General features: G+C 67.8%; 20 protein-coding genes. 6 read left to right on the forward strand and 14 right to left on the reverse strand.

Annotation, left to right across the window (positions count from 1 at the left end; all coding sequences use genetic code 11):
- Positions 1 to 106: 106 nt before the first annotated feature.
- Positions 107 to 1,855 carry a proline--tRNA ligase gene (locus VMT40_RS09685; RefSeq protein ID WP_326357645.1) on the reverse strand — a complete coding sequence of 583 codons (1,749 nt, stop codon included), beginning with the start codon at positions 1,853 to 1,855 and terminating at the stop codon, positions 107 to 109.
- Positions 1,856 to 1,913: 58 nt separating this feature from the next.
- On the opposite strand from VMT40_RS09685, the gene yaaA reads away from it, so the two are divergent.
- The gene (yaaA, locus tag VMT40_RS09690) at positions 1,914 to 2,660 is read left to right on the forward strand and encodes a peroxide stress protein YaaA (RefSeq protein WP_326357646.1); all 747 of its coding nucleotides are present in this window, start codon (positions 1,914 to 1,916) and stop codon (positions 2,658 to 2,660) included.
- A gap of 153 nt (positions 2,661 to 2,813) precedes the next feature.
- The gene (locus VMT40_RS09695) at positions 2,814 to 3,206 is read left to right on the forward strand and encodes an ankyrin repeat domain-containing protein (RefSeq protein WP_326357647.1); all 393 of its coding nucleotides are present in this window, start codon (positions 2,814 to 2,816) and stop codon (positions 3,204 to 3,206) included.
- Positions 3,207 to 3,337: 131 nt separating this feature from the next.
- Here VMT40_RS09695 and VMT40_RS09700 read toward each other — a convergent pair whose 3' ends face one another.
- The 5 genes from VMT40_RS09700 to VMT40_RS09720 all read right to left on the reverse strand — a co-directional run bounded on the left by VMT40_RS09700 (position 3,338) and on the right by VMT40_RS09720 (position 7,755).
- Complete coding sequence (locus tag VMT40_RS09700; protein ID WP_326357648.1) at positions 3,338 to 4,156, reverse strand: ABC transporter permease; 819 nt, start codon at positions 4,154 to 4,156, stop codon at positions 3,338 to 3,340.
- Positions 4,153 to 5,175, reverse strand: a complete 1,023-nt coding sequence (locus VMT40_RS09705; protein ID WP_326357649.1) for an ABC transporter ATP-binding protein — start codon at positions 5,173 to 5,175, stop codon at positions 4,153 to 4,155. The genes VMT40_RS09700 and VMT40_RS09705 overlap by 4 nt, the downstream gene beginning before the upstream one ends.
- Positions 5,176 to 5,352: 177 nt before the next feature.
- The gene (locus tag VMT40_RS09710) at positions 5,353 to 6,042 is read right to left on the reverse strand and encodes a PadR family transcriptional regulator (protein ID WP_326357650.1); all 690 of its coding nucleotides are present in this window, start codon (positions 6,040 to 6,042) and stop codon (positions 5,353 to 5,355) included.
- A gap of 121 nt (positions 6,043 to 6,163) precedes the next feature.
- Complete coding sequence (locus VMT40_RS09715; protein ID WP_326357651.1) at positions 6,164 to 6,652, reverse strand: carboxymuconolactone decarboxylase family protein; 489 nt, start codon at positions 6,650 to 6,652, stop codon at positions 6,164 to 6,166.
- 35 nt (positions 6,653 to 6,687) lie between these two features.
- Entirely contained in the window at positions 6,688 to 7,755 is a 1,068-nt protein-coding gene (locus VMT40_RS09720; RefSeq protein ID WP_326357652.1) for an NAD(P)H-dependent amine dehydrogenase family protein, read from the reverse strand.
- 57 nt (positions 7,756 to 7,812) lie between these two features.
- Between VMT40_RS09720 and VMT40_RS09725 the strand changes: the two genes are divergently transcribed.
- Entirely contained in the window at positions 7,813 to 8,301 is a 489-nt protein-coding gene (locus VMT40_RS09725) for a nuclear transport factor 2 family protein (protein WP_326357653.1), read from the forward strand.
- Between the two features lie 143 nt (positions 8,302 to 8,444).
- Positions 8,445 to 8,807, forward strand: a complete 363-nt coding sequence (locus VMT40_RS09730; RefSeq protein WP_326357654.1) for a DUF4189 domain-containing protein — start codon at positions 8,445 to 8,447, stop codon at positions 8,805 to 8,807.
- Positions 8,808 to 9,050: 243 nt separating this feature from the next.
- Here VMT40_RS09730 and VMT40_RS09735 read toward each other — a convergent pair whose 3' ends face one another.
- Together VMT40_RS09735 and VMT40_RS09740 are read right to left on the reverse strand one after the other, a co-directional pair.
- Positions 9,051 to 9,728 (reverse strand): NADPH-dependent F420 reductase, encoded by a 678-nt coding sequence (locus tag VMT40_RS09735; protein WP_326357655.1) that lies wholly within the window; start codon positions 9,726 to 9,728, stop codon positions 9,051 to 9,053.
- A 132-nt stretch (positions 9,729 to 9,860) separates the two neighbouring features.
- Positions 9,861 to 10,187, reverse strand: coding sequence for an ArsR/SmtB family transcription factor (locus VMT40_RS09740; RefSeq protein WP_326357656.1), 327 nt, complete (start codon positions 10,185 to 10,187; stop codon positions 9,861 to 9,863).
- Between the two features lie 111 nt (positions 10,188 to 10,298).
- Between VMT40_RS09740 and VMT40_RS09745 the strand changes: the two genes are divergently transcribed.
- A complete protein-coding gene (locus VMT40_RS09745) occupies positions 10,299 to 11,495 on the forward strand; it encodes an MFS transporter (RefSeq protein WP_326357657.1) in 1,197 nt (398 codons plus the stop codon).
- A gap of 95 nt (positions 11,496 to 11,590) precedes the next feature.
- Here the strand turns inward: VMT40_RS09745 and VMT40_RS09750 are convergent, their stop codons facing one another.
- Genes VMT40_RS09750 through VMT40_RS09760 form a run of 3 tightly spaced genes read right to left on the reverse strand, consistent with a single transcriptional unit; the run spans position 11,591 to position 14,390 of the window.
- The gene (locus tag VMT40_RS09750) at positions 11,591 to 12,550 is read right to left on the reverse strand and encodes an isopenicillin N synthase family dioxygenase (RefSeq protein ID WP_326357658.1); all 960 of its coding nucleotides are present in this window, start codon (positions 12,548 to 12,550) and stop codon (positions 11,591 to 11,593) included.
- Positions 12,547 to 12,996, reverse strand: a complete 450-nt coding sequence (locus tag VMT40_RS09755; RefSeq protein ID WP_326357659.1) for a nucleoside deaminase — start codon at positions 12,994 to 12,996, stop codon at positions 12,547 to 12,549. The genes VMT40_RS09750 and VMT40_RS09755 overlap by 4 nt, the downstream gene beginning before the upstream one ends.
- Positions 12,997 to 13,001: 5 nt before the next feature.
- Positions 13,002 to 14,390, reverse strand: coding sequence for a purine-cytosine permease family protein (locus VMT40_RS09760; RefSeq protein WP_326357660.1), 1,389 nt, complete (start codon positions 14,388 to 14,390; stop codon positions 13,002 to 13,004).
- A gap of 108 nt (positions 14,391 to 14,498) precedes the next feature.
- On the opposite strand from VMT40_RS09760, the gene VMT40_RS09765 reads away from it, so the two are divergent.
- A complete protein-coding gene (locus VMT40_RS09765) occupies positions 14,499 to 15,341 on the forward strand; it encodes an SCO6745 family protein (protein ID WP_326357661.1) in 843 nt (280 codons plus the stop codon).
- Here VMT40_RS09765 and VMT40_RS09770 read toward each other — a convergent pair.
- The 3 genes from VMT40_RS09770 to VMT40_RS09780 all read right to left on the reverse strand — a co-directional run bounded on the left by VMT40_RS09770 (position 15,338) and on the right by VMT40_RS09780 (position 17,261).
- A complete protein-coding gene (locus VMT40_RS09770; RefSeq protein WP_326357662.1) occupies positions 15,338 to 15,910 on the reverse strand; it encodes a methyltransferase family protein in 573 nt (190 codons plus the stop codon). The two genes, VMT40_RS09765 and VMT40_RS09770, sit on opposite strands and share 4 nt — an antisense overlap.
- 137 nt (positions 15,911 to 16,047) lie before the next feature.
- Positions 16,048 to 16,965 carry an FAD-dependent monooxygenase gene (locus VMT40_RS09775; protein ID WP_326357663.1) on the reverse strand — a complete coding sequence of 306 codons (918 nt, stop codon included), beginning with the start codon at positions 16,963 to 16,965 and terminating at the stop codon, positions 16,048 to 16,050.
- Positions 16,966 to 16,970: 5 nt separating this feature from the next.
- On the reverse strand, positions 16,971 to 17,261 hold the full coding sequence (locus VMT40_RS09780) for an FAD-dependent monooxygenase (RefSeq protein WP_326357664.1): 291 nt from the start codon (positions 17,259 to 17,261) through the stop codon (positions 16,971 to 16,973).
- Positions 17,262 to 17,331: the final 70 nt, after the last annotated feature.

Raw genomic sequence — 17,331 nt, forward strand, 5'->3', positions numbered from 1 at the left:
CGATCATCATGCCCCCGATCGAACGGACCGCGCATAACCCACGCAAGCGCACAGGTGGCGCATCACCTTAGAAGGTGATGCGCCACCTGTGGTTTCGCGAGAAGGGTCAGCCGCGGATCTTGGCGGCGACTGTTGCTACGGCGGTGTCGGCGGGGAGTTCCTCGGCGGTTCCGGCGAAGCGGTCGCGGAGTTCGATCTTGCCTTCGGCCCAGCCTCGGCCTACGACGACGATGTAGGGCATGCCCAACAGTTCGGCGTCCTTGAACTTGACGCCGGGGGAGGCGGTGCGGTCGTCCAACAGCACCTCGAAGCCGAGGGAATCGAGTTCGGCGGCAACCTGTTCCGCGCCCGCGCGGGCACCCTCGTCCTTGTTGGCGATGACCACGTGGACGTCGAAGGGGGCGACCTCGCGGGGCCAGCGCAGGCCCTTGTCGTCGTGCATCTGCTCGGCCAGCACCGCGACCATGCGGGAGACGCCGATGCCGTAGGAGCCCATGGTGAGGCGGACCGGCTTGCCGTTCTCGCCCAGCACGTCGACCTCGAAGGCGTCGGTGTACTTCTGGCCGAGCTGGAAGATGTGGCCGATCTCGATGCCTCGCGCCGCCTCGAGCACGCCGCGGCCGTCGGGCGAAGGATCGCCGTCGCGGACCTCGGCGGCCTCGATGGTGCCGTCGGGGGTGAAGTCACGACCGGCGACCAGGCCGACATAGTGCTTGCCGGGCTCGTCCGCGCCGGTGATCCAGGACGTGCCCGAGACCACGCGGGGGTCGACCAGGTAGCGAACGCCGTTGGCCTGCAGGGCCTTCGGGCCGATGTAGCCCTTCACCAGGAAGGGGTTGGCCTTGAAGTCGGCCTCGTCGAGGAGTTCGACGGCGGCGGGCTCGACCGACGCCTCGAGGCGCTTCTCGTCGACCTCGCGGTCGCCGGGGATGCCGACGCCCAGGATCTCGGTCTTGCCTTCCGGGTAGACCAGCTTGACCAGGATGTTCTTGAGGGTGTCGGCGGCGGTGACCTCACGGCCCAGCACGTTCTCGGCATTGGCCCAGGCGACCAGGGTGTCGATGGTCGGCGTGTTGGGGGTGTCGTGGACGACGGCCTCGGCCTGGCCCTCGAGAGGGATCTCCGGCGGGGCGGCGGTGACCACGGCCTCCACGTTCGCGGCATAACCGGATTCGCGGCAGATGACGTAGGTGTCCTCGCCGACCGGGCTGTCGGCCAGGAACTCCTCCGAGGCCGAACCACCCATCGCGCCCGAGGTGGCGGCGACGATCACGTACTTCACGCCGAGGCGGTCGAAGATCTTCTGGTAGGCCTCGCGGTGGGCGCTGTAGCTGTTCTTCAGACCGTCTTCGTCGAGGTCGAACGAGTACGAGTCCTTCATGATGAACTCGCGACCGCGCAGGATGCCCGCGCGGGGGCGGCCTTCGTCGCGGTACTTGGTCTGGATCTGGTACAGCGTGACGGGCAGGTCCTTGTAGGAGCTGTACTCGCCCTTCACGGTGAGAGCGAACAGCTCCTCGTGGGTGGGGCCGAGCAGGTAGTCCTGACCCTTGCGGTCCTTCAGGCGGAACAGGCCGTCGCCGTATTCGGTCCAGCGGTTGGTGGTCTCGTAGGGCTCGCGCGGCAGCAGGGCCGGGAGCGAGATCTCCTGAGCGCCGATGGCGTTCATCTCCGAGCGCACCACATCCTCGACCTTGCGCAGCGTGCGCAGGCCGAGCGGCAGCCACGAGTAGACGCCGGGCGCGATGCGACGCACGTATCCGGCGCGCACCAGCAGCTTGTGGCTGGGCACCTCGGCGTCGGCGGGATCGTCACGCAGGGTACGCAGGAACAGGTGGGAGAGGCGGGTGATCACGGCTCAACACAGTAGCCGCTGCTCATGCGATGCCGCGAAGGCATTACCGTGTTGGCTCGTGCTGGTGCTGCTGCCTCCCTCAGAAACCAAGTCCGACGGTGGTTCGGGCGGTCCCCTGGACCTGGATTCCCTCGCGATGCCGCAGCTCACGGCGGTGCGCGACAAACTCGTCACGCAGGTGATCGAGTTGGCCGCCGACGCGGACGCCTCGCGCACCGCGCTCGGACTGGGCAAGGGGGCTGACGCGGAAATCGCGCGGAATGCCGCGCTGCGCACCTCGGCGACACGCCCGGCGCTGGACCGGTACACGGGTGTGCTCTACGACGCGCTCGACGCGCCCGGGTTCACGAAGGCGCAGCGCGCCAAGGCCGAAGCGCGCTTGGGCATCGGGTCGGCGCTGTTCGGCGTGATCCGGGCGGGCGATCCGATTCCCGCCTACCGCCTCTCGGGCGGCTCCAAACTCCCCGGCCTGCCGACCCTGCAGTCCCTGTGGAAGCCGGTGCTCCCCGACGCCCTGCGCGCGGAGGCCGCGGGCCAACTCGTCGTGGATCTGCGCTCGGGCACCTACATGAATCTGGGCCGCGTGCCGGGTGCCGTGACCGCGACCGTGCTCACCGAGCGCCCCGATGGCAAGCGAACCGTGGTGAGCCACTTCAACAAACACCACAAGGGGCTGCTGGCGCGGGCACTGGTGCTGTCGCGCTCCGAACCCTCCGATATCGACGGGCTGGCCCGCATCGCCGAGAAGTCCGGCCTGCGCACCGAGATCGCCTCCCCCACCGAACTGCTCATCATCACTTCCTGAACGCGCCCGCCGCGTCCCCATTCAGCCGGAACGCTGCCCGACCGTCAGATGTATCCGGGCCATGAGCGCACCGGAATGGCGGGTCACTCCGCTGCCGAGGGATATACGAAAAGGTGGGTCGGCCAGGGCGGTCGGGCTCGATAGAGTGGCCTGGTGGAACCCAACGATCTGGACCCGGAAGTGCTCGAACTGGCGAGCAAGATCTTCGACCTTGCCCGCACCGGCGACGCCGCCACCCTGGCCGCCTATCTGGACGCCGGGGTGCCGGTGAACCTCACCAACGACAATGGCGACACCCTGCTCATGCTGGCCGCCTACTACTCCCACCCCGAAGCCGTGAACACCCTGCTGGAACGCAAGGCCGACCCCAACTTCGGCAACGACAAGGGCCAGACCCCACTGTCCGGCGCGGTCTTCAAGGGCTCCGACGAGATCGTCCAAGCCCTCCTCGCCGCGGGCGCGGACCCCAACGCGGGCAGCCCGTCGGCCCGCGACGCCGCCGAAATGTTCGGCCAGACAAAGTATCTGAAGCTCTTCGACCAGTGAGCTGACCAAGATCAGGGAGCTCCCCTCGCGGTGATTCGGACAAATCACCGCGGTGAGAGCTCCCTGATCTTGAATGCCGGTCCGGCCCGGGTGGCGAAAATGCCACTCGGGCCGGACTTTTGGGGGATCGACTACTGGGTGCGCTGGTAGCCGCGGAAGGCGGAGACCGCCCACCAGAAGGCCAGTGCGGCAAGCACTCCGAGGTAGCCGAGGTGTTCGGAGGTGAAGGCCCAGTCGGTGTTTCCGGCCAGGCCGCTGCGGCCGATGTCGACGGCCCAGGAGACCGGGTTGTACTTCGAGATGGTTTGGACCCAGCCGGGCATGAGGTTGGGGGCCATCATGCCCGAGGAGAGGAACGTCGCCGGGAGGATGATCATCTGCGACAGGCCGATCAGGGCGATCTGGCTGCGGGTGGTGAGGGCGATCGCCACCGACCCGGCGCAGAAGATGATGGCCAGCAGGGTGGCGGCGGCCAGGGCCAGCAGTACCCCGGTGACACCGCCCGGGTAGCGGGCACCGCCCAGGTAGCCGATGATCAGGACCAAGGCCGATTGAATCAGGCCGAGGGTGAGTTGGACCCCCAGTTGCCCCGCCACCACCGCACTGCGCGAAATCGGTGCGGTCAGTGTCTGATTCATGACACCGTTGTCGATGTCCTCGATGTAGCTGGTCCCGGCCCACACCCCGGAATACAGCACGGTCATCATCAGGATTCCGGGAGACAGGAAGGTGATGTAGCTACCGGACCCGAAGCCGGGGATGCTGCCCACCGATTTGAAGACCTGGCCGAACAACAGGATCCACACCACCGGCTGCAGCAGGCCGACGCCGATGCCCCACGCCTCGCGCACATTGTTGACCGCAAAGCGGCGGTAGATCTGCCCGGCGGCGACCAGCCAACCGGCCGACGGGGTTTCGCGAGGCAGGTCGTAGGTCGTGATCGCGGTCATGCCGCCACCTCCACTCGATCGCGGTCGTTGTCGGCCCGGTACGAGCGGCCCGCGTAGTGCAGGTACACGTCGTCCAGGGAGGGGCGGGAGATGGATACCGCGCCGAAACTGATTGCGGCGGCGTCGAATTCGGCGATGACCTTGCCGACCACGCCGGACGCGTCGTCGGTGCGGGCAATGAGCTTGCCCTTGGGGCCGTCCTGCTCGACGATGATGTCGCGCAGCGCCGGAATGGATGCGCCGACCGCGCGCACGGCGGCCACATCGGGTTCGATGAGCTCGACGGTAAGGGTATCGCCGTCGAGTGTCGACTTCAGTTGCGCCGGTGTACCTTCGATGACGGTCCGGCCGTGGTCGATGATGACCAGCCGGTCGGCCAGCTCGTCGGCCTCCTCCAAATAGTGGGTGGTGAGCACGACGGTCAGGGCCGCCTCGGCGGCCAATCGCCGGATCTCCGACCACATTTCGGCGCGGGCCTGGGGGTCCAGGCCGGTCGTGGGCTCGTCCAGGAACAGCACCTGCGGCGTGTGCACCAACCCGACGGCGACATCGAGCTTGCGCCGCATGCCACCGGACAGCTTGGCCACCTTGCGATTTCGCGCATCGGTGAGCTGGAACTGATCCAGCAGCCCATCCGCGCGCAGCACCGCGTCGTGCCGGGACATCCCGTGCAGGCGAGCCGCCATGACCAGATTCTCGAAGGGCGTCTGCCGGGGATCCGCACCGGACCCCTGCGAGACGTAGCCGATGCGATGCCGGATGGCGGCCGCATCGGTGGTGACGTCGAATCCGGCCACCCGCGCGGTGCCGGAATCGGCCCGCGACAAGGTGGTGCAGATCTTGGTCGTGGTGGACTTGCCCGCGCCATTGGGCCCGAGCATGCCGTAGACGGTGCCCGCGGCAATGCTGAAACTCAGGCCGTCCAGGGCCCGCACATCGGGTTTGCGGCGGCCACCGGGATAGGTTTTCACCAGGTCATGAACCTCGACCGCGGCCGAGGGCATGGGTGTGACAGACATGGTTCGTCTCCTCGTACAGGGAGTGGGAGAACGACCACGGCGGTGCTGGCTGGAATACTCCAAAGCGTAGGCTGTGAATGCGGTTCGAGCATCCGGCGGTTCGCCGTCGGTCGTTCGGATTCGGCGGAGGCTCGGGTGTTGGCGCACCCGGGCTTCCGTTGTTCTCGGGCTGATTGCTCATTCGGGTGGTCTCGGCATCCCCCAATCCTCGAAGAATTTGTCGCTCACTTCCGGCGGCACCCCGCCGTCGGGGTACTGGGAGGCCAACTCGGTGATTTGCCGCCAGGCGTCGAGGCCGCCCAGCGCACCGGATTCGATGCGGTCGGCCAGTTCGATCACGAAGTCCCGCTCGGCCTCGAGCATGCGGGCCTCGTAATTGCTCTCGACGAGCAGTAACTCGGGCAGCCACGGGCGCGCGGGCGCGACCAGCTCCTCGAGTTCGGCCATCTCCTTGTCCAGCATGGCGACCCGATGCCGCAGCAGTGCGACGGCCTCCTCCGGACCGACCGCGGGCAGAAACGACAGCGCGGCCATGAACCGCGGATACTCCTTCTGCGGTTCCGACAGCCACTCGCGCATCCAATCCCGAGCCTCCGCGGCCCCGGCCGCGGTGAGCCGATACACCGTGCGCGCGGGCCGGTTCCCGTTCTGCTCGGCACCCACGACCTCGATGAACCCCTGCTTGAGCAGCGATTCCACCGCCGGGTACAGCGCACCGAAGTTGATCCGGACGCTCCCCTCCTTGCCGCGCTGCTTGAGCGTCTGCGAGATCTGATACGGGTGCATGGGCCGCTCCCAGAGCACCATCAGCACGGCCAAGGCCAGGGGATTGACCCGACGGAACGCCCGCTGCGCGCCCACGCTCACCTCCAATTACTCTGTCCAGAGTATCTGCATTACTCTGGCCAGAGTACTCCCGGGGGCGGGCCCGGACAAGGCTCGGCCCCGTGACCGGAATAACTCCGGTCACGGGGCCGCAGGCGGAACGCTATTGGGCGGTGTGGCCCGGGAGGACGCAGACGGCGTCGAGGCCGAGGACGTGGTTGAGGCGGCCGAAGGCTAGCCAGGAGCCCAGACACATGGAGAGTTCCACGATTTCGGTGTCGGTGTAGAGCTGCTTCATGCGGTCGAAGAATTCGTCGTCGAGTGCGTGGTGGTCGAGGGCGTACAGTTCGGCGTATTCGGCGGCCATGCGGGTGCGGGGGTCGAAGTTTTCGGTTGTGCGCCAATGGGTTACGTCGTCGGCGAAGGACTCTTCGACCGTCTCGCCATTGCGGTCCGTGCGCCAGTCCAGGCAGAACAGGCAGCCGTTGATCTGGGCGATGCGCAGTCGCGCGGCCTCGAATTCGCGCAGGCCCAGGGTGGAGTGGGAATAGACGGCCAGGGAGAAGTTGGAGGCGGCCACGCCGATGCCGGGAACCATTTCGCCCCAGACGTAGCCGATGGGGTCCTTGCCCTCGGGGATGTCGATGATCATGCCGTACTCCTTGTGAATATCCCTGAGATCAGAGGTCACTGCTTCCCGAGCGTGCCGAAGGGCAGCGGGACGTCGAGGGCGTCGTAGAGTCCGGGCTCGGCGGCGGCCAGCCACGGGATGGCGTTCACCAATCTGCCCACGGCCGTGGCGTTTCCGCCCGCCGAGTGATTGCCGTCCTCGTCGGTGGCCTGGACGGTGATCTCGATGCGGGGGCGGCCCTCGATCAGCACGCGGTGCGCGCCCGCGCCGCCGGGCGGCTGCGGCCAGTCCGGTGCGCAGCTGGCGTGAATGCGGGTGACGTGTTCGATGACAATGCGCGGGCTGCCGTCGACGATGCCCTGCACCTCGAAGCGGACCGCGCCCTGGGTGCCCGCGTCGAAGGTGCCCATGCGTTCGGTCTCGACGGTGTGGTCGAGGGCGCGCCGCTCCACCACCTCGCGAATATCGGTGAGCGGCACGCCGAGTCCGCGGGCGATGAGACGAATCTGCCCGCCCCACACCATGGTTGGAATGGTGGGTGCGAGCATGGGCGGCTGGTAGTCCATGGGCTGACCCATGCCGACCAGGTAGCGCACCGAATCGGGCTGGTCGTAGGTGGTGTAGTCGAAGATCTCCTGGCAGCGCAGGACGTCGAGGGTGCTGCCGAGTCCGCTCATGAGCAGCGGCATGATGTCATTGCCCCAGCCCGGATCGATGCCCGAGACGAACAGGGCACCGCCGCCGTCGAGGGCGGCCTTCTCGACGCGGTCGCGCAGTTCGGCGGGGGCGCTGCGGTGGTCGTAGAGCGCGTAGAGGGCGGGGGTGACGACCACGGCTCCCGCGCTCAGGGCGCGTTCGATATCGGCGAGGGCGTCGTCGGGGCGGATATCGCCGGAGGCGGCGTACACCACGGCTCTGGGTCCGGCGGCCAGGGCGGCGTCGATATCGGCGGTGGCGGTGATTCCCAATTCGGTGTCCAGACCGGCCAATTCACCGGCGTCGCGGCCGACCTTGGCCGGGTTGTGGACCAGGACACCGGTCAGTGCCAGCCCGGGATGGGCGGCGACGGCCCGGATAGCGGCACGGCCGACATTGCCCGTACCCCAGACCAGGGTGGAAATCATGTCGAGAACGTAGCAAATGCTTGGTAGGTACACGTCCGATTCGGTTACATTGCGGTGATGGATTTCGAAGCACTCGAGGCGATTCGCCAACTCAAGTACCGCTACCTGCGCAGCCTGGATCTGAAGCAGTGGGACGAATTCGCCGACACGCTGTGCGAGGACATCGTCGGCAAGTACGGGTCACCCTCGGGCGGGCTGCCCGCCGAGTTCCACGGCCGCGATCAGATCGTCGAGTTCATGCGCAATGCGCTGAACGCCAACATCATTACCGTGCATGTCGCCAACCACCCGGAGATCACCGTCGACGGCGACACCGCCACGGGCAGCTGGTGCATGGAGGACACGGTGATCGCCGCCGACTACGGGCTGCTGATCCGCGGTGCCGCCTACTACAACGACACCTACCGCCGCGAGGACGGCGTGTGGCGGATCGCGAGCACCGGCTACGAGCGCATCTACGAATCCTCGCAGTCCACCGCGGAGCTGCCCGGCTACACGCTGCTCGCCAACCGGTGGGCCGATCTCGCCGCCGGTTCCAAGCACTGAACAGCGATTATCGGAAGTTCCTGCGCCCCAGCGGTTCCCCGGGGTTAACGCGTCGTCGAAACCCATCGATCATGAGTGCGACAAGGACGCTCGCACCCACCCTGACGGGTGCGCGCGCGATTTCGATCAACGCTAGGAACAACATGCGCAAGACTCTGTTCGCCCTGTCCGGCCTCGCCTTCGCCACCGCCGCCGTGGTGCTGCCCACCGCCCCGGCGCAGGCCGCGCCCGCGTCGTGGGGCGCGATCGCGGTGTCGGACAATGGCGATCTGGGCTGGGCCTGGAACTACGACACCGAGGGTCAGGCCAGCCAGGCCGCCATCGACAAGTGCGGCCGAGCCAGCTGCTCCACCATCACCACCTTCACCGGCTGCGGTGCGGCGGCATTCTCGAACTCGATGAACAAGTACACCGGCGGCTACGGAGCCACTCCCTCCGAGGCGGAGAGCTCGGCCCTGTGGTACCCCGATTCGTACCTCGTGCGCACCGCCATCTGCAACGACTGACGGCATTGGCCGGGCGACGGCGCTGACACCGTCGCCCCGCTCGAATACCCCTGCACCACAATCCTTCTCGACCCCGCCCCGTCATCCGGCCCAACCCCGGTCATTCCGGCCCGCCCTTGGTCGGAATCCACTGCGGCAGAGTGGATCCCGGCCAAGAGCAGCCGGGGCGACCAGGGTCGGAGCCGCCTGATGCCAGGACGGCCAGGCCCGCTCGATGCCGGGCCGACCAGGGCCAAGGCTGATTCAGCGTTCGGCGGAGTCGACCAGTTTGCGGATGGTGGCCGCGTCGACGGGTGCGCCCTCGTGTTCGAAGAAGGGTTCGGCGGCGCCGTACGGGGTGCCGTAGACGGGGGTGTCGGGTTGGGTGCGCCAGCTGTCGGCGAGTGCGCCGATATCGACGGTGTCGTAGCCGAGGGCGTTGATGAGTTCCGCCGCGGCCTTTTTCGCCTCGGTGTCGTCGCCCGCGATGGGCAGGGCGGTGCGGTCGGCGGCACCGGCCGGGCGGGCCAGGGTGGCCAGGTGCTTGAAGAAGATGTTGTTGAACGCCTTCACGACCCGTGAGCGCGGCAAATGCCGTTGCAGCAGTTCGGAACTCGTCACCCCGCCCGCTTCCAACTCACCGATCTCGCCATCGCGCCCCGGATAGTAGTTGTTGGTGTCGATGACCACCTTGCCGACCAATGGCTCGACCGGCACCTGCCGATATGCCTTCAACGGCACCGTCACCACGACGATGTCCCCGGCCGCGGCGGCCTCCGCGGGCGTCGCGGCCCGAGCCCGCTCCCCCAACTCGGCCACCAGATCCGCCAACGTCTCCGGCCCTCGCGAATTGCTGAGCACCACATCGATCCCCGCGGCCACGGCCAACCTGGCCAGCGTGCCGCCGATATTCCCACTCCCGATCAATCCAAGCGTCGTCATGCCCGCTGCCAACGCGCCTCAACCCGCCGATGTTCCCGCCCGCACGACGGCGGGATTCGCCCTCGCGATCGCCCCGCGAGATCCGCCCTCCCGGCACCTCACCTCGGCATCCCGCACCTAGCACCTGCGGCGTCATACCTCCTGCGGGAGGGCCGAGGCGGCGCTCAGGGCGGCGTCCAGCACTCCCGGGAAGCGGGTGTTGAGGTCGTCTCGGCGGAGGCTGACGAAGCGGTTGCGGCCGTCTTGGCGGGTGGAGATGAGGCCGGATTCGCGGAGGACTCGGAAGTGGTGGGACATGGTGGATTTGTGGACTTCGATGCCCTCGGCGGCGGCCGCGCAGGCGTGTTCCTGGTCGTCGGAGAGACGATCCAGCAGGCGCAGGCGCACCTGGTCGGAGAGGGCGTGCATGACGGCGACGAATTCGATGTCGCCGGTGGCGGGTTGGGGCAGGTACCGCATGGCGTCACCCTAGCAACTGTTGGATTGTTTGACATCTATCGAACCGTATTCATAGTATGACGATCGTCAAACCAATGCGGATTCCCGCTCACCCTCCACGAGGAGACTCGGGTGAACTCTCGACTGATTACCTTGGCGCTGGGGACATTTGCCATCGGGATCGACGCCTTCGTCACCGCCGGACTGGTCACGCCCGTGTCCAAGGACCTCGGCGTGTCGACCTCGGCGGCCGGGCAACTCGTCACCGTTTTCGCGCTGTCCTACGCGATCCTGTCGCCGGTCCTGGCCACCGCGACCGCGCGGCTGTCCCGGAAAAGGGTGCTGCTCATAGCCCTTTCGCTGTTCGTGCTCGGCAATGTGGTGACCGCGCTGGCCGGGGCCTTCGCGCTGGTGCTGGCCTCGCGGGTGATCGCGGCCGCGGGCGCGTCGATGTACACGCCGAACGCCACGGCTGTGGCCGCCGCGCTCACGCCACCCGAACGACGCGGGCGGGCCATCTCGGTGGTGATCGGCGGACTGACCGTGGCCACCGCGCTGGGCGTGCCCATCGGCTCCTGGATCGGCGGCGCGATCAGCTGGCGGGCCACCCTGTGGCTGGTGGCGGTGCTGGGCGCGGTGGCGCTGATCAGCGTCGCGGTGATCGTCCCGGCGGTCCACCTGCCCGCGCCCGCGCGGCTGCGCGACCGCTTGATGCCCTTGCGCGACAGGACGATTGCCACCGGCCTGCTGCACGCGGTCCTGCTGTTCGGCGGCATGTTCACCGTCTACACCTATCTCGCGGCGGCCATGCACCCCGCCACCGGCGACAGCACGACCCGCTTCACCATCCTCCTGTGGGTCTACGGCTTCACCGCGGTGGTCGGCAGCACCCTCGGCGGCCGCCTCGTCGACCGCCTCGGCTCCCGAAAGATCATGCCCTTCACCCTGATCGGCGCGATCATCGTCCTGGCCCTGGTCCAGGCGTCGGGCCAGCACTTCCCCACCGCCATCGCCTGGTGCATCGCCTTCGGCATCCCCGGCTGGATCTGGGCCGTCGCACAGCAACACCGCCTGGTGGAACTCTCCCCACAGGGCTCCCCACTTCTGTTGGGCCTCAACGCCTCCGCCCAGTACTTCGGCATCGCCCTCGGCGGCGCAGCGGGCGGCCTCGGCGTGCAATGGTGGGGCGCGGGCTCGCTGGGCTGGATCGGCGCGGGCCTGGTGGTCGTGTCCTTCGGCCTGCTCACCCTCAGCCTGCGCGGCTCGGCGCGGGGAACCGCCAGTGCCACAGCGGATATAGCACCGAAGAGCGCTGAAGCAACCGTCTAACCAAGGGGATCGCCCCCACGGCCGCCGACGTACGACGGCCGTGGGAACTCGCCGGGTGGACTGGGGTCGCCGGATCTCTTGGCGGGGCTGATGTTTCAGCCGAGGGTGATGGCGTCGAGGCGGGTGCGGAGGAAGTCCGCGGAGATGACCGGGGGGAGGTTTTCCAGGCGTCCGATGGGTGGGGCGAGGGGTGTCACCTGGGCGTCGTGGTCTAGTTCGTAGAAGTAGATGAGGGAGATCAGGTCTTCTTCGGGGGCGGATTCCTGGGGTGGGAGGACGCGGTGGCGGCCCGCGGGCCAGCGTTGGGCGCTCCAATAGGCCAGCAGGTCACCGATATTGACGGTGAGGGCGGCGGGGTCGTAGGGGGCGTCCTCCCAGCCGCCGTCCTCGGTGTAGACCTGCAGGCCGCCCGCTCCCGGTTCGCGGTCGAGCACGGTCACGGTTCCAAAGTCGGTGTGGGGGCCGATGCGGAACTGGCCGGGCTCGGGCGGGCCCACCTCGGACAGGGGTGGGTACCAGTTGATATTGCACGTCCAGGTGGGACGGCTGGCCAACCCTTGGAAGGGGTTGTGGGGCAAGGACAATGCCTCGGCGAACAGCGCCAGCAGTTCGTCGGAGAGCACGCGCATGGCGGCGGTGTAGGTGAGGAACAGCTCACGGAGTTCGCTCACCTCGGCGGGCCAGACATTGTCGAGGAACCAGACGTCATCGACCAGAGCGTCGCCGGTGCGGGTGTCCGCGCCGATGGCGAAGGTCTCCTTGAGATCCGGTGGGGTTTCGGTGCCTTCGGCGTAGCCGTTGGCCTCGAGCCCGGGTCCGATCCACCCGCGTCCACCGACCGATACCGCGTAGCGCTGTTTGACCGTCTCCGGCAGCGCGAAGAACCGGCGGGCCGCCGCGCGCAGGGCGGCCGGAAGTCCTTCCGGCACACCGTGTCCGCGCACCAGCAGGAATCCGGCGCGCTGCATGCCCTCGTCCACCTCGCGCAGCACCGCCGCGGCGGACTCGCCGCCCGCGCGCCAGCGGTCCAGGTCGACGGTCGCGATGGGGGTCATTCCGCCACTCCAATGTCCTCGTTCCACAGCTCCGGTCGTTCCGCGATGAAGCGGGTCATCATGTCCACGCATGCCGGGTCGTCCAGCACGGTGACCGAAACCCCGTGCGCGGCAAGCCAATCGTGGCCGCCGGTGAAGGTGCGCGATTCACCCACGATCACCGCGCCGATCCCGAACTGCCGCACCAGACCGCTGCAATACCAGCAGGGCGAGAGCGTGGTGACCATGATGGTGTCGCGGTAGTCCCGCCGTCGCCCCGCATTGCGGAAGGCATCGGTCTCGGCGTGCACGCTGGGATCGTCGTTCTGGACGCGCCGATTGTGGCCGCGCCCGAGCAGGTTCCCGCTCGAATCGAACAGCGCCGCGCCGATGGGAATCCCACCCTCGCGCAGCCCGAGCAGTGCCTCTTCATAGGCGGTGACCAGCAGATCCTGTGCATTGATCATGCCGATCATGCTGCCACCGCCGCGCGCGAAATCCGGGACCGCACGAGCACCAGATAGGCCGCGCCGGAGAGCAGGAACCCGACGAAGAAGGTGATGTCACCCAGCTGCGGCACCGCCTTCGCGATGGGTCCGATGAACTTCTCCTGATTGGAGAACAGTGCCACCGACACGACCAGCCCAATCAGGAAGGCCGCCACGCCGCCCCAATTGGCGTAGGACCGGTCGTAGAGCAGATGGTCGATGCGCTGACCGCGCCGCAAATACTCGTCGGCGAACACCACACCCAGCCACGGCCCGATCCAGTACGCCACGATCAACAGGAAGCCCTCGTAGCTGGCCGCCGCGTCCGGCAGCGCCCACCAGGCGACCAGGAATCCGATCACCCCGAACGCCACCGACACCACCGCCCGCTGCGCGCGCACCGAGAATCGGAATCCCATGGTGACGAAAGCCATTGCGCCCGAATACACATTGAGCGCATTGGCCGCCACCGCACCGACCGCGATGGCCAGCAGCGTCAGATCCTTCAGGACCGTGGGCAGGTTGGCGGTGAACACATCGGTGGGGCTGCCCTGCGCCGTGCTCGCCACGGTCGCCGACGCCGCGCCGACCACGGACAGCCAGAAGCAGGACAGGAACAGCCCGGCCGAGGCGTATCCGCCGGTCGCGAGCTTGGAGGACGAGGCGGGCAGGTAGCGAGAGTAGTCCGCCGCGTAGGGATTCCAGCCCGCGCCGTAGCCGAAGGCGGTGCCGACGGTCAGCAGGAAACCACCCAGGCCGCCCATGCCACCGGCCGGTGCGGGCGCGCCCAGCGACGCCTTGCTGAAGATCACCACGGTCACCAGCGCGAACACGATCGCCAACAGCGGGAAGGCGATTCGCTCGAACGCCTGCACCAGATTGTGGCCGAAGAACGCGAAGGCCGTCTGCGCCACCACGATCACCAGCAGCGCGGGCACCTTCGGCAGTCCCGTCAAGGAGTTGAGCGCGAACGCGCCGCTCACCGAGTTGGTGGCGAACCAGCCGACACCGCACATGACCGACATGAACGCGGCCGGAAGCGTGTTGCCGCGATAGCCGAACGCCAAGCGCCCCAACACCATTTGCGGAACCCCGTGCAGCGGGCCGCGCACCGACAGCAAATAGTGCGCCGCCGCCCCGAGCCCCAGCCCGAGCGCCAAGCCCAGACTCGCCTGCCAGAAATTCATGCCGTAGGCGGTGACCGCGAGCACGCCCACGAACACCGTCGCGAATTCCATGTTCGGAGACATCCACGTCCAGAACAGTTTTCGCGGCGTGCCGTGCCGGGCGTCCTCGGGAATGTAATCGTCACCGCCGGGCTCTACGGCGATCACCTTGTCACCGTAGGCCGACCGGGCTTGCGTGTCGGTCATGGGAGGAATTGTGCGGTTCCGATTGTTGCCTCGATATGAATTGGGGTTACCAGCAGATACCAACCATCCTGGCTTCAGTTCGCTGAACTCAGTCGCTAGGGTGGGCCTATGGACAACGCGTTCGCCCGCGACATGTGGCGCGTACTGGAGCCGCTGCACGCCGTCACGTATTTCGCCGCCGACTGCATTGCCGCCAATAAGGCCGTCGGACTCCGGGGATTCTGGATGGGATATTTCGCGGCGCGCTCGGCACCCTTGGGCGCGGTGGGGCCGTCGGTGGTGGAAGCCGCGTTCTACAACTTCCATCCGGCCATGATTCGGCGGGCCATTCCCGACGCCTGGGGTTTCGCCACACCGGACGCGGTCATCGCGACCCGGACCATCGCGGCGGCCGCGGTGCTGCGAAACGTGGTGCCGGACATCGCCGTCATCGCCGCCCGTGCCGTCCCGCACCTGTACGAGGCCATTGCCGCCGCGCCCGCGCCGGGCCGTCCGCTCTTCGCCGCCAATCGCGATCTGCCGACCCCGGGCGACGCGGTGCACGCGCTCTGGCAGGCGGCCACCGCGCTGCGGGAGCATCGCGGTGACGGGCATGTGGCGTGTCTGTTGAGCGAGGGCATCGACGGGTGCGAGGCGCATGTGCTGTTCTCGGCCTCGACCGGGGCGCCCGAGCAGCTGTGGCGCGACAATCGTGGGTGGAGCGAAACCGATTGGCAGGCGGCGCGAGAGCGGCTGCGGGGGCGTGGACTCCTGGATGCCGACGGCCTCACCGACGCCGGGCGGGCGCTGCGGCAGCACATCGAGGCGCGCACCGACGCCCTGGCCATGACGGCCTATCGCGACGTCCCGGGCATGGTCGAAACCCTCTCGATCCTGACCCCCGCCGCCCGCGCGGTCGTGCGGAGCGGCGAGGTGCCCTATCCCAATCCGATGGGGGCCGATCCCGCCTAGTACACGCCGGGGACCAGGCGCTTGGTGGCCATGCGGTAGGTCTCGTACGGTGCGCCGAGCGTCGCGACCAGGGTCTTCTCCTCCAGATCGATGCGGCGGAGGAAGGCGTAGGTGGGGACCAGGGTGGTCAGGAGCAGCGACGGGAACGTCGCGGTGGCGATGCCGAAACCGAAGGTGATGAGCAGGACGCCGGTGTAGGAGGGGTGGCGGACCCAGTGGTAGGGGCCGTGGCTGATGACCGGCTGATCGGCATCCACCTCGACGGTGGTGCGGAAGTGCTTGCCCAGCACCGCGATCGCCCAGGCCCGGATCACCAGGCCGAGCCACATGAGGGCGACGCCGATGACCTGCCACAGGAGGGCGGGGCCCGGAAAACGCAAGGGGCTGTCGGACGGCAGGAAAACGACCACCACGTTGGCGAGGATCATGGAACCCGCCACCAGCAGCATGATGGCGAGGCGGGTTTTGCCGTCACCAGCGGTGGAGCCGGTGCCGCGCACGCGGTCTCGCACGCGCAGGGCGATTTCGAAGGCCAGCCAGACCCAGGTGGTCACTACGGCGATGTTCACGTGCACCGGTTCCTTTCGCGGTTCGAGCCGAATGCCTCGAGAGTCCCATCGAACGGCATTCGCGCACATCGGGGATCCACCCGGAGACCGAAAACCCGCCGCCCCGGGTAATACCCGGGGCCTACCTCGGGGGTAGTTCAGTACGTCCGCAGTCGAATGGCGTTGGCGGCCTTCTCGATCGGCTTGATGATGGGGCGCATCGCCAACCCCTTCCACGGCAGGTAGCGCAGCATCTTGAGCATGGTGGTCTGCATGCGTAGGGCCTTGGCGTCACCGGCGACCATCTGGGTGGCGTTGTTCCAGCCCAGGGTCAGGTTGGCGTCGATGTAGTCGCGCAGGCGGTCCTGGTAGGCGGCGAAGGCGACGTGGTGATCGCCCGCGGCGGCGCGCAGTTCACCGGCGAGCACGTACGCGCCGACCAGGGCCATGCTGGTGCCCTGCCCCGAGAGCGGGGACGGGCAGTAGGCGGCGTCACCCACGAGGGCGACGCGGCCGCGCGACCAGCGCTCCAGGTGGATCTGGCTCACCGTGTCGAAGTAGAAGTCCGGCGAATCCGGCATGGCGCGCAGGAGGTTCGCGACCTCCCAGCCGCCGTCGGCGAAGGCCTCGGCCACCAGGCGCTGCTGGGCGGCAATATCGCGACGGTCGGGCAGCTGCTCGGGAGCGGGGAAGATGAACTGCGCCTTGGCCGCCGACTGCTGGGTGCTGTAGACCTGCACCACATGGCCGGGGGTGGCGTGCAGCAGCTCCCAGTGGTCGAGGTCCAGGTAGTTGGGCACCGAGATGACGCAGGCGGCCATGCCGGTGTGGCGGGCGAACCGCTCCTCGGGGCCGAAGACGCTGCGGCGCACGGTGGAATGCATGCCGTCCGCGCCGATCACCAGGTCGAAGACGCGGGGCGCGGCATTGCGGAAGCGCACCTCGACGCCGTCGGAGTGCTCGACCAGCCCGGTAATGGAATCCCCGAAGCGGTACTCGATGCCACTCTTGGTGGCGTCGAACAGGATTCGCGCCAGATCCCCGCGCAGGACCTCGTCGTCTCCGGGCGAGCGCATGCCGATCAGATCCGGGCCGAGGGTGGCCAGCGCCTTCCCGTCTCGTCGACCCAGGCCCCGCCCCGCATATCGGTCGACGCCTTGCGAATCTCATCCGACAGCCCCATCCGATCGATGACTTCCATGGCGACCCCACGAATATCCACCTTGTACCCACCCTCCCGCAGCGCGGGAGCCTGCTCCACCACGGTCACGCTGAACCCGTACTCCCGCAGCCAAAAGGCAAGCGCCGGACCGGCAACGCTAGCCCCAGAGATCAAAACGGTCTTGTTGGCGAACTGCTGTGTATTGCTCATGCCCCAACCTTCGCCAACCCCCCTCACCAAACCCTCACCATCACCTCGCCAAGGCCCTGACCAGCCACTA

Origin of the sequence: Nocardia sp. CDC160 (assembly GCF_035818795.1) — a bacterium.
Taxonomy (GTDB): Bacteria; Actinomycetota; Actinomycetes; order Mycobacteriales; family Mycobacteriaceae; genus Nocardia.

What these genes read in the sequence shown, in the direction of transcription:
- VMT40_RS09700 (WP_326357648.1), bottom strand. Translation starts at nt 4,156, where the DNA reads ATGACCGCGATCACGACCTACGACCTGCCTCGCGAAACCCCGTCGGCC.
- VMT40_RS09705 (WP_326357649.1), bottom strand. Translation starts at nt 5,175, where the DNA reads ATGTCTGTCACACCCATGCCCTCGGCCGCGGTCGAGGTTCATGACCTG.
- VMT40_RS09715 (WP_326357651.1), bottom strand. Translation starts at nt 6,652, where the DNA reads ATGATCATCGACATCCCCGAGGGCAAGGACCCCATCGGCTACGTCTGG.
- VMT40_RS09720 (WP_326357652.1), bottom strand. Translation starts at nt 7,755, where the DNA reads ATGATTTCCACCCTGGTCTGGGGTACGGGCAATGTCGGCCGTGCCGCT.
- VMT40_RS09725 (WP_326357653.1), top strand. Translation starts at nt 7,813, where the DNA reads ATGGATTTCGAAGCACTCGAGGCGATTCGCCAACTCAAGTACCGCTAC.
- VMT40_RS09730 (WP_326357654.1), top strand. Translation starts at nt 8,445, where the DNA reads ATGCGCAAGACTCTGTTCGCCCTGTCCGGCCTCGCCTTCGCCACCGCC.
- VMT40_RS09735 (WP_326357655.1), bottom strand. Translation starts at nt 9,728, where the DNA reads ATGACGACGCTTGGATTGATCGGGAGTGGGAATATCGGCGGCACGCTG.
- VMT40_RS09740 (WP_326357656.1), bottom strand. Translation starts at nt 10,187, where the DNA reads ATGCGGTACCTGCCCCAACCCGCCACCGGCGACATCGAATTCGTCGCC.
- VMT40_RS09750 (WP_326357658.1), bottom strand. Translation starts at nt 12,550, where the DNA reads ATGACCCCCATCGCGACCGTCGACCTGGACCGCTGGCGCGCGGGCGGC.
- VMT40_RS09755 (WP_326357659.1), bottom strand. Translation starts at nt 12,996, where the DNA reads ATGATCAATGCACAGGATCTGCTGGTCACCGCCTATGAAGAGGCACTG.
- VMT40_RS09760 (WP_326357660.1), bottom strand. Translation starts at nt 14,390, where the DNA reads ATGACCGACACGCAAGCCCGGTCGGCCTACGGTGACAAGGTGATCGCC.
- VMT40_RS09765 (WP_326357661.1), top strand. Translation starts at nt 14,499, where the DNA reads ATGGACAACGCGTTCGCCCGCGACATGTGGCGCGTACTGGAGCCGCTG.
- VMT40_RS09775 (WP_326357663.1), bottom strand. Translation starts at nt 16,965, where the DNA reads ATGCGCTCGCCCGGAGACGACGAGGTCCTGCGCGGGGATCTGGCGCGA.
- VMT40_RS09780 (WP_326357664.1), bottom strand. Translation starts at nt 17,261, where the DNA reads ATGAGCAATACACAGCAGTTCGCCAACAAGACCGTTTTGATCTCTGGG.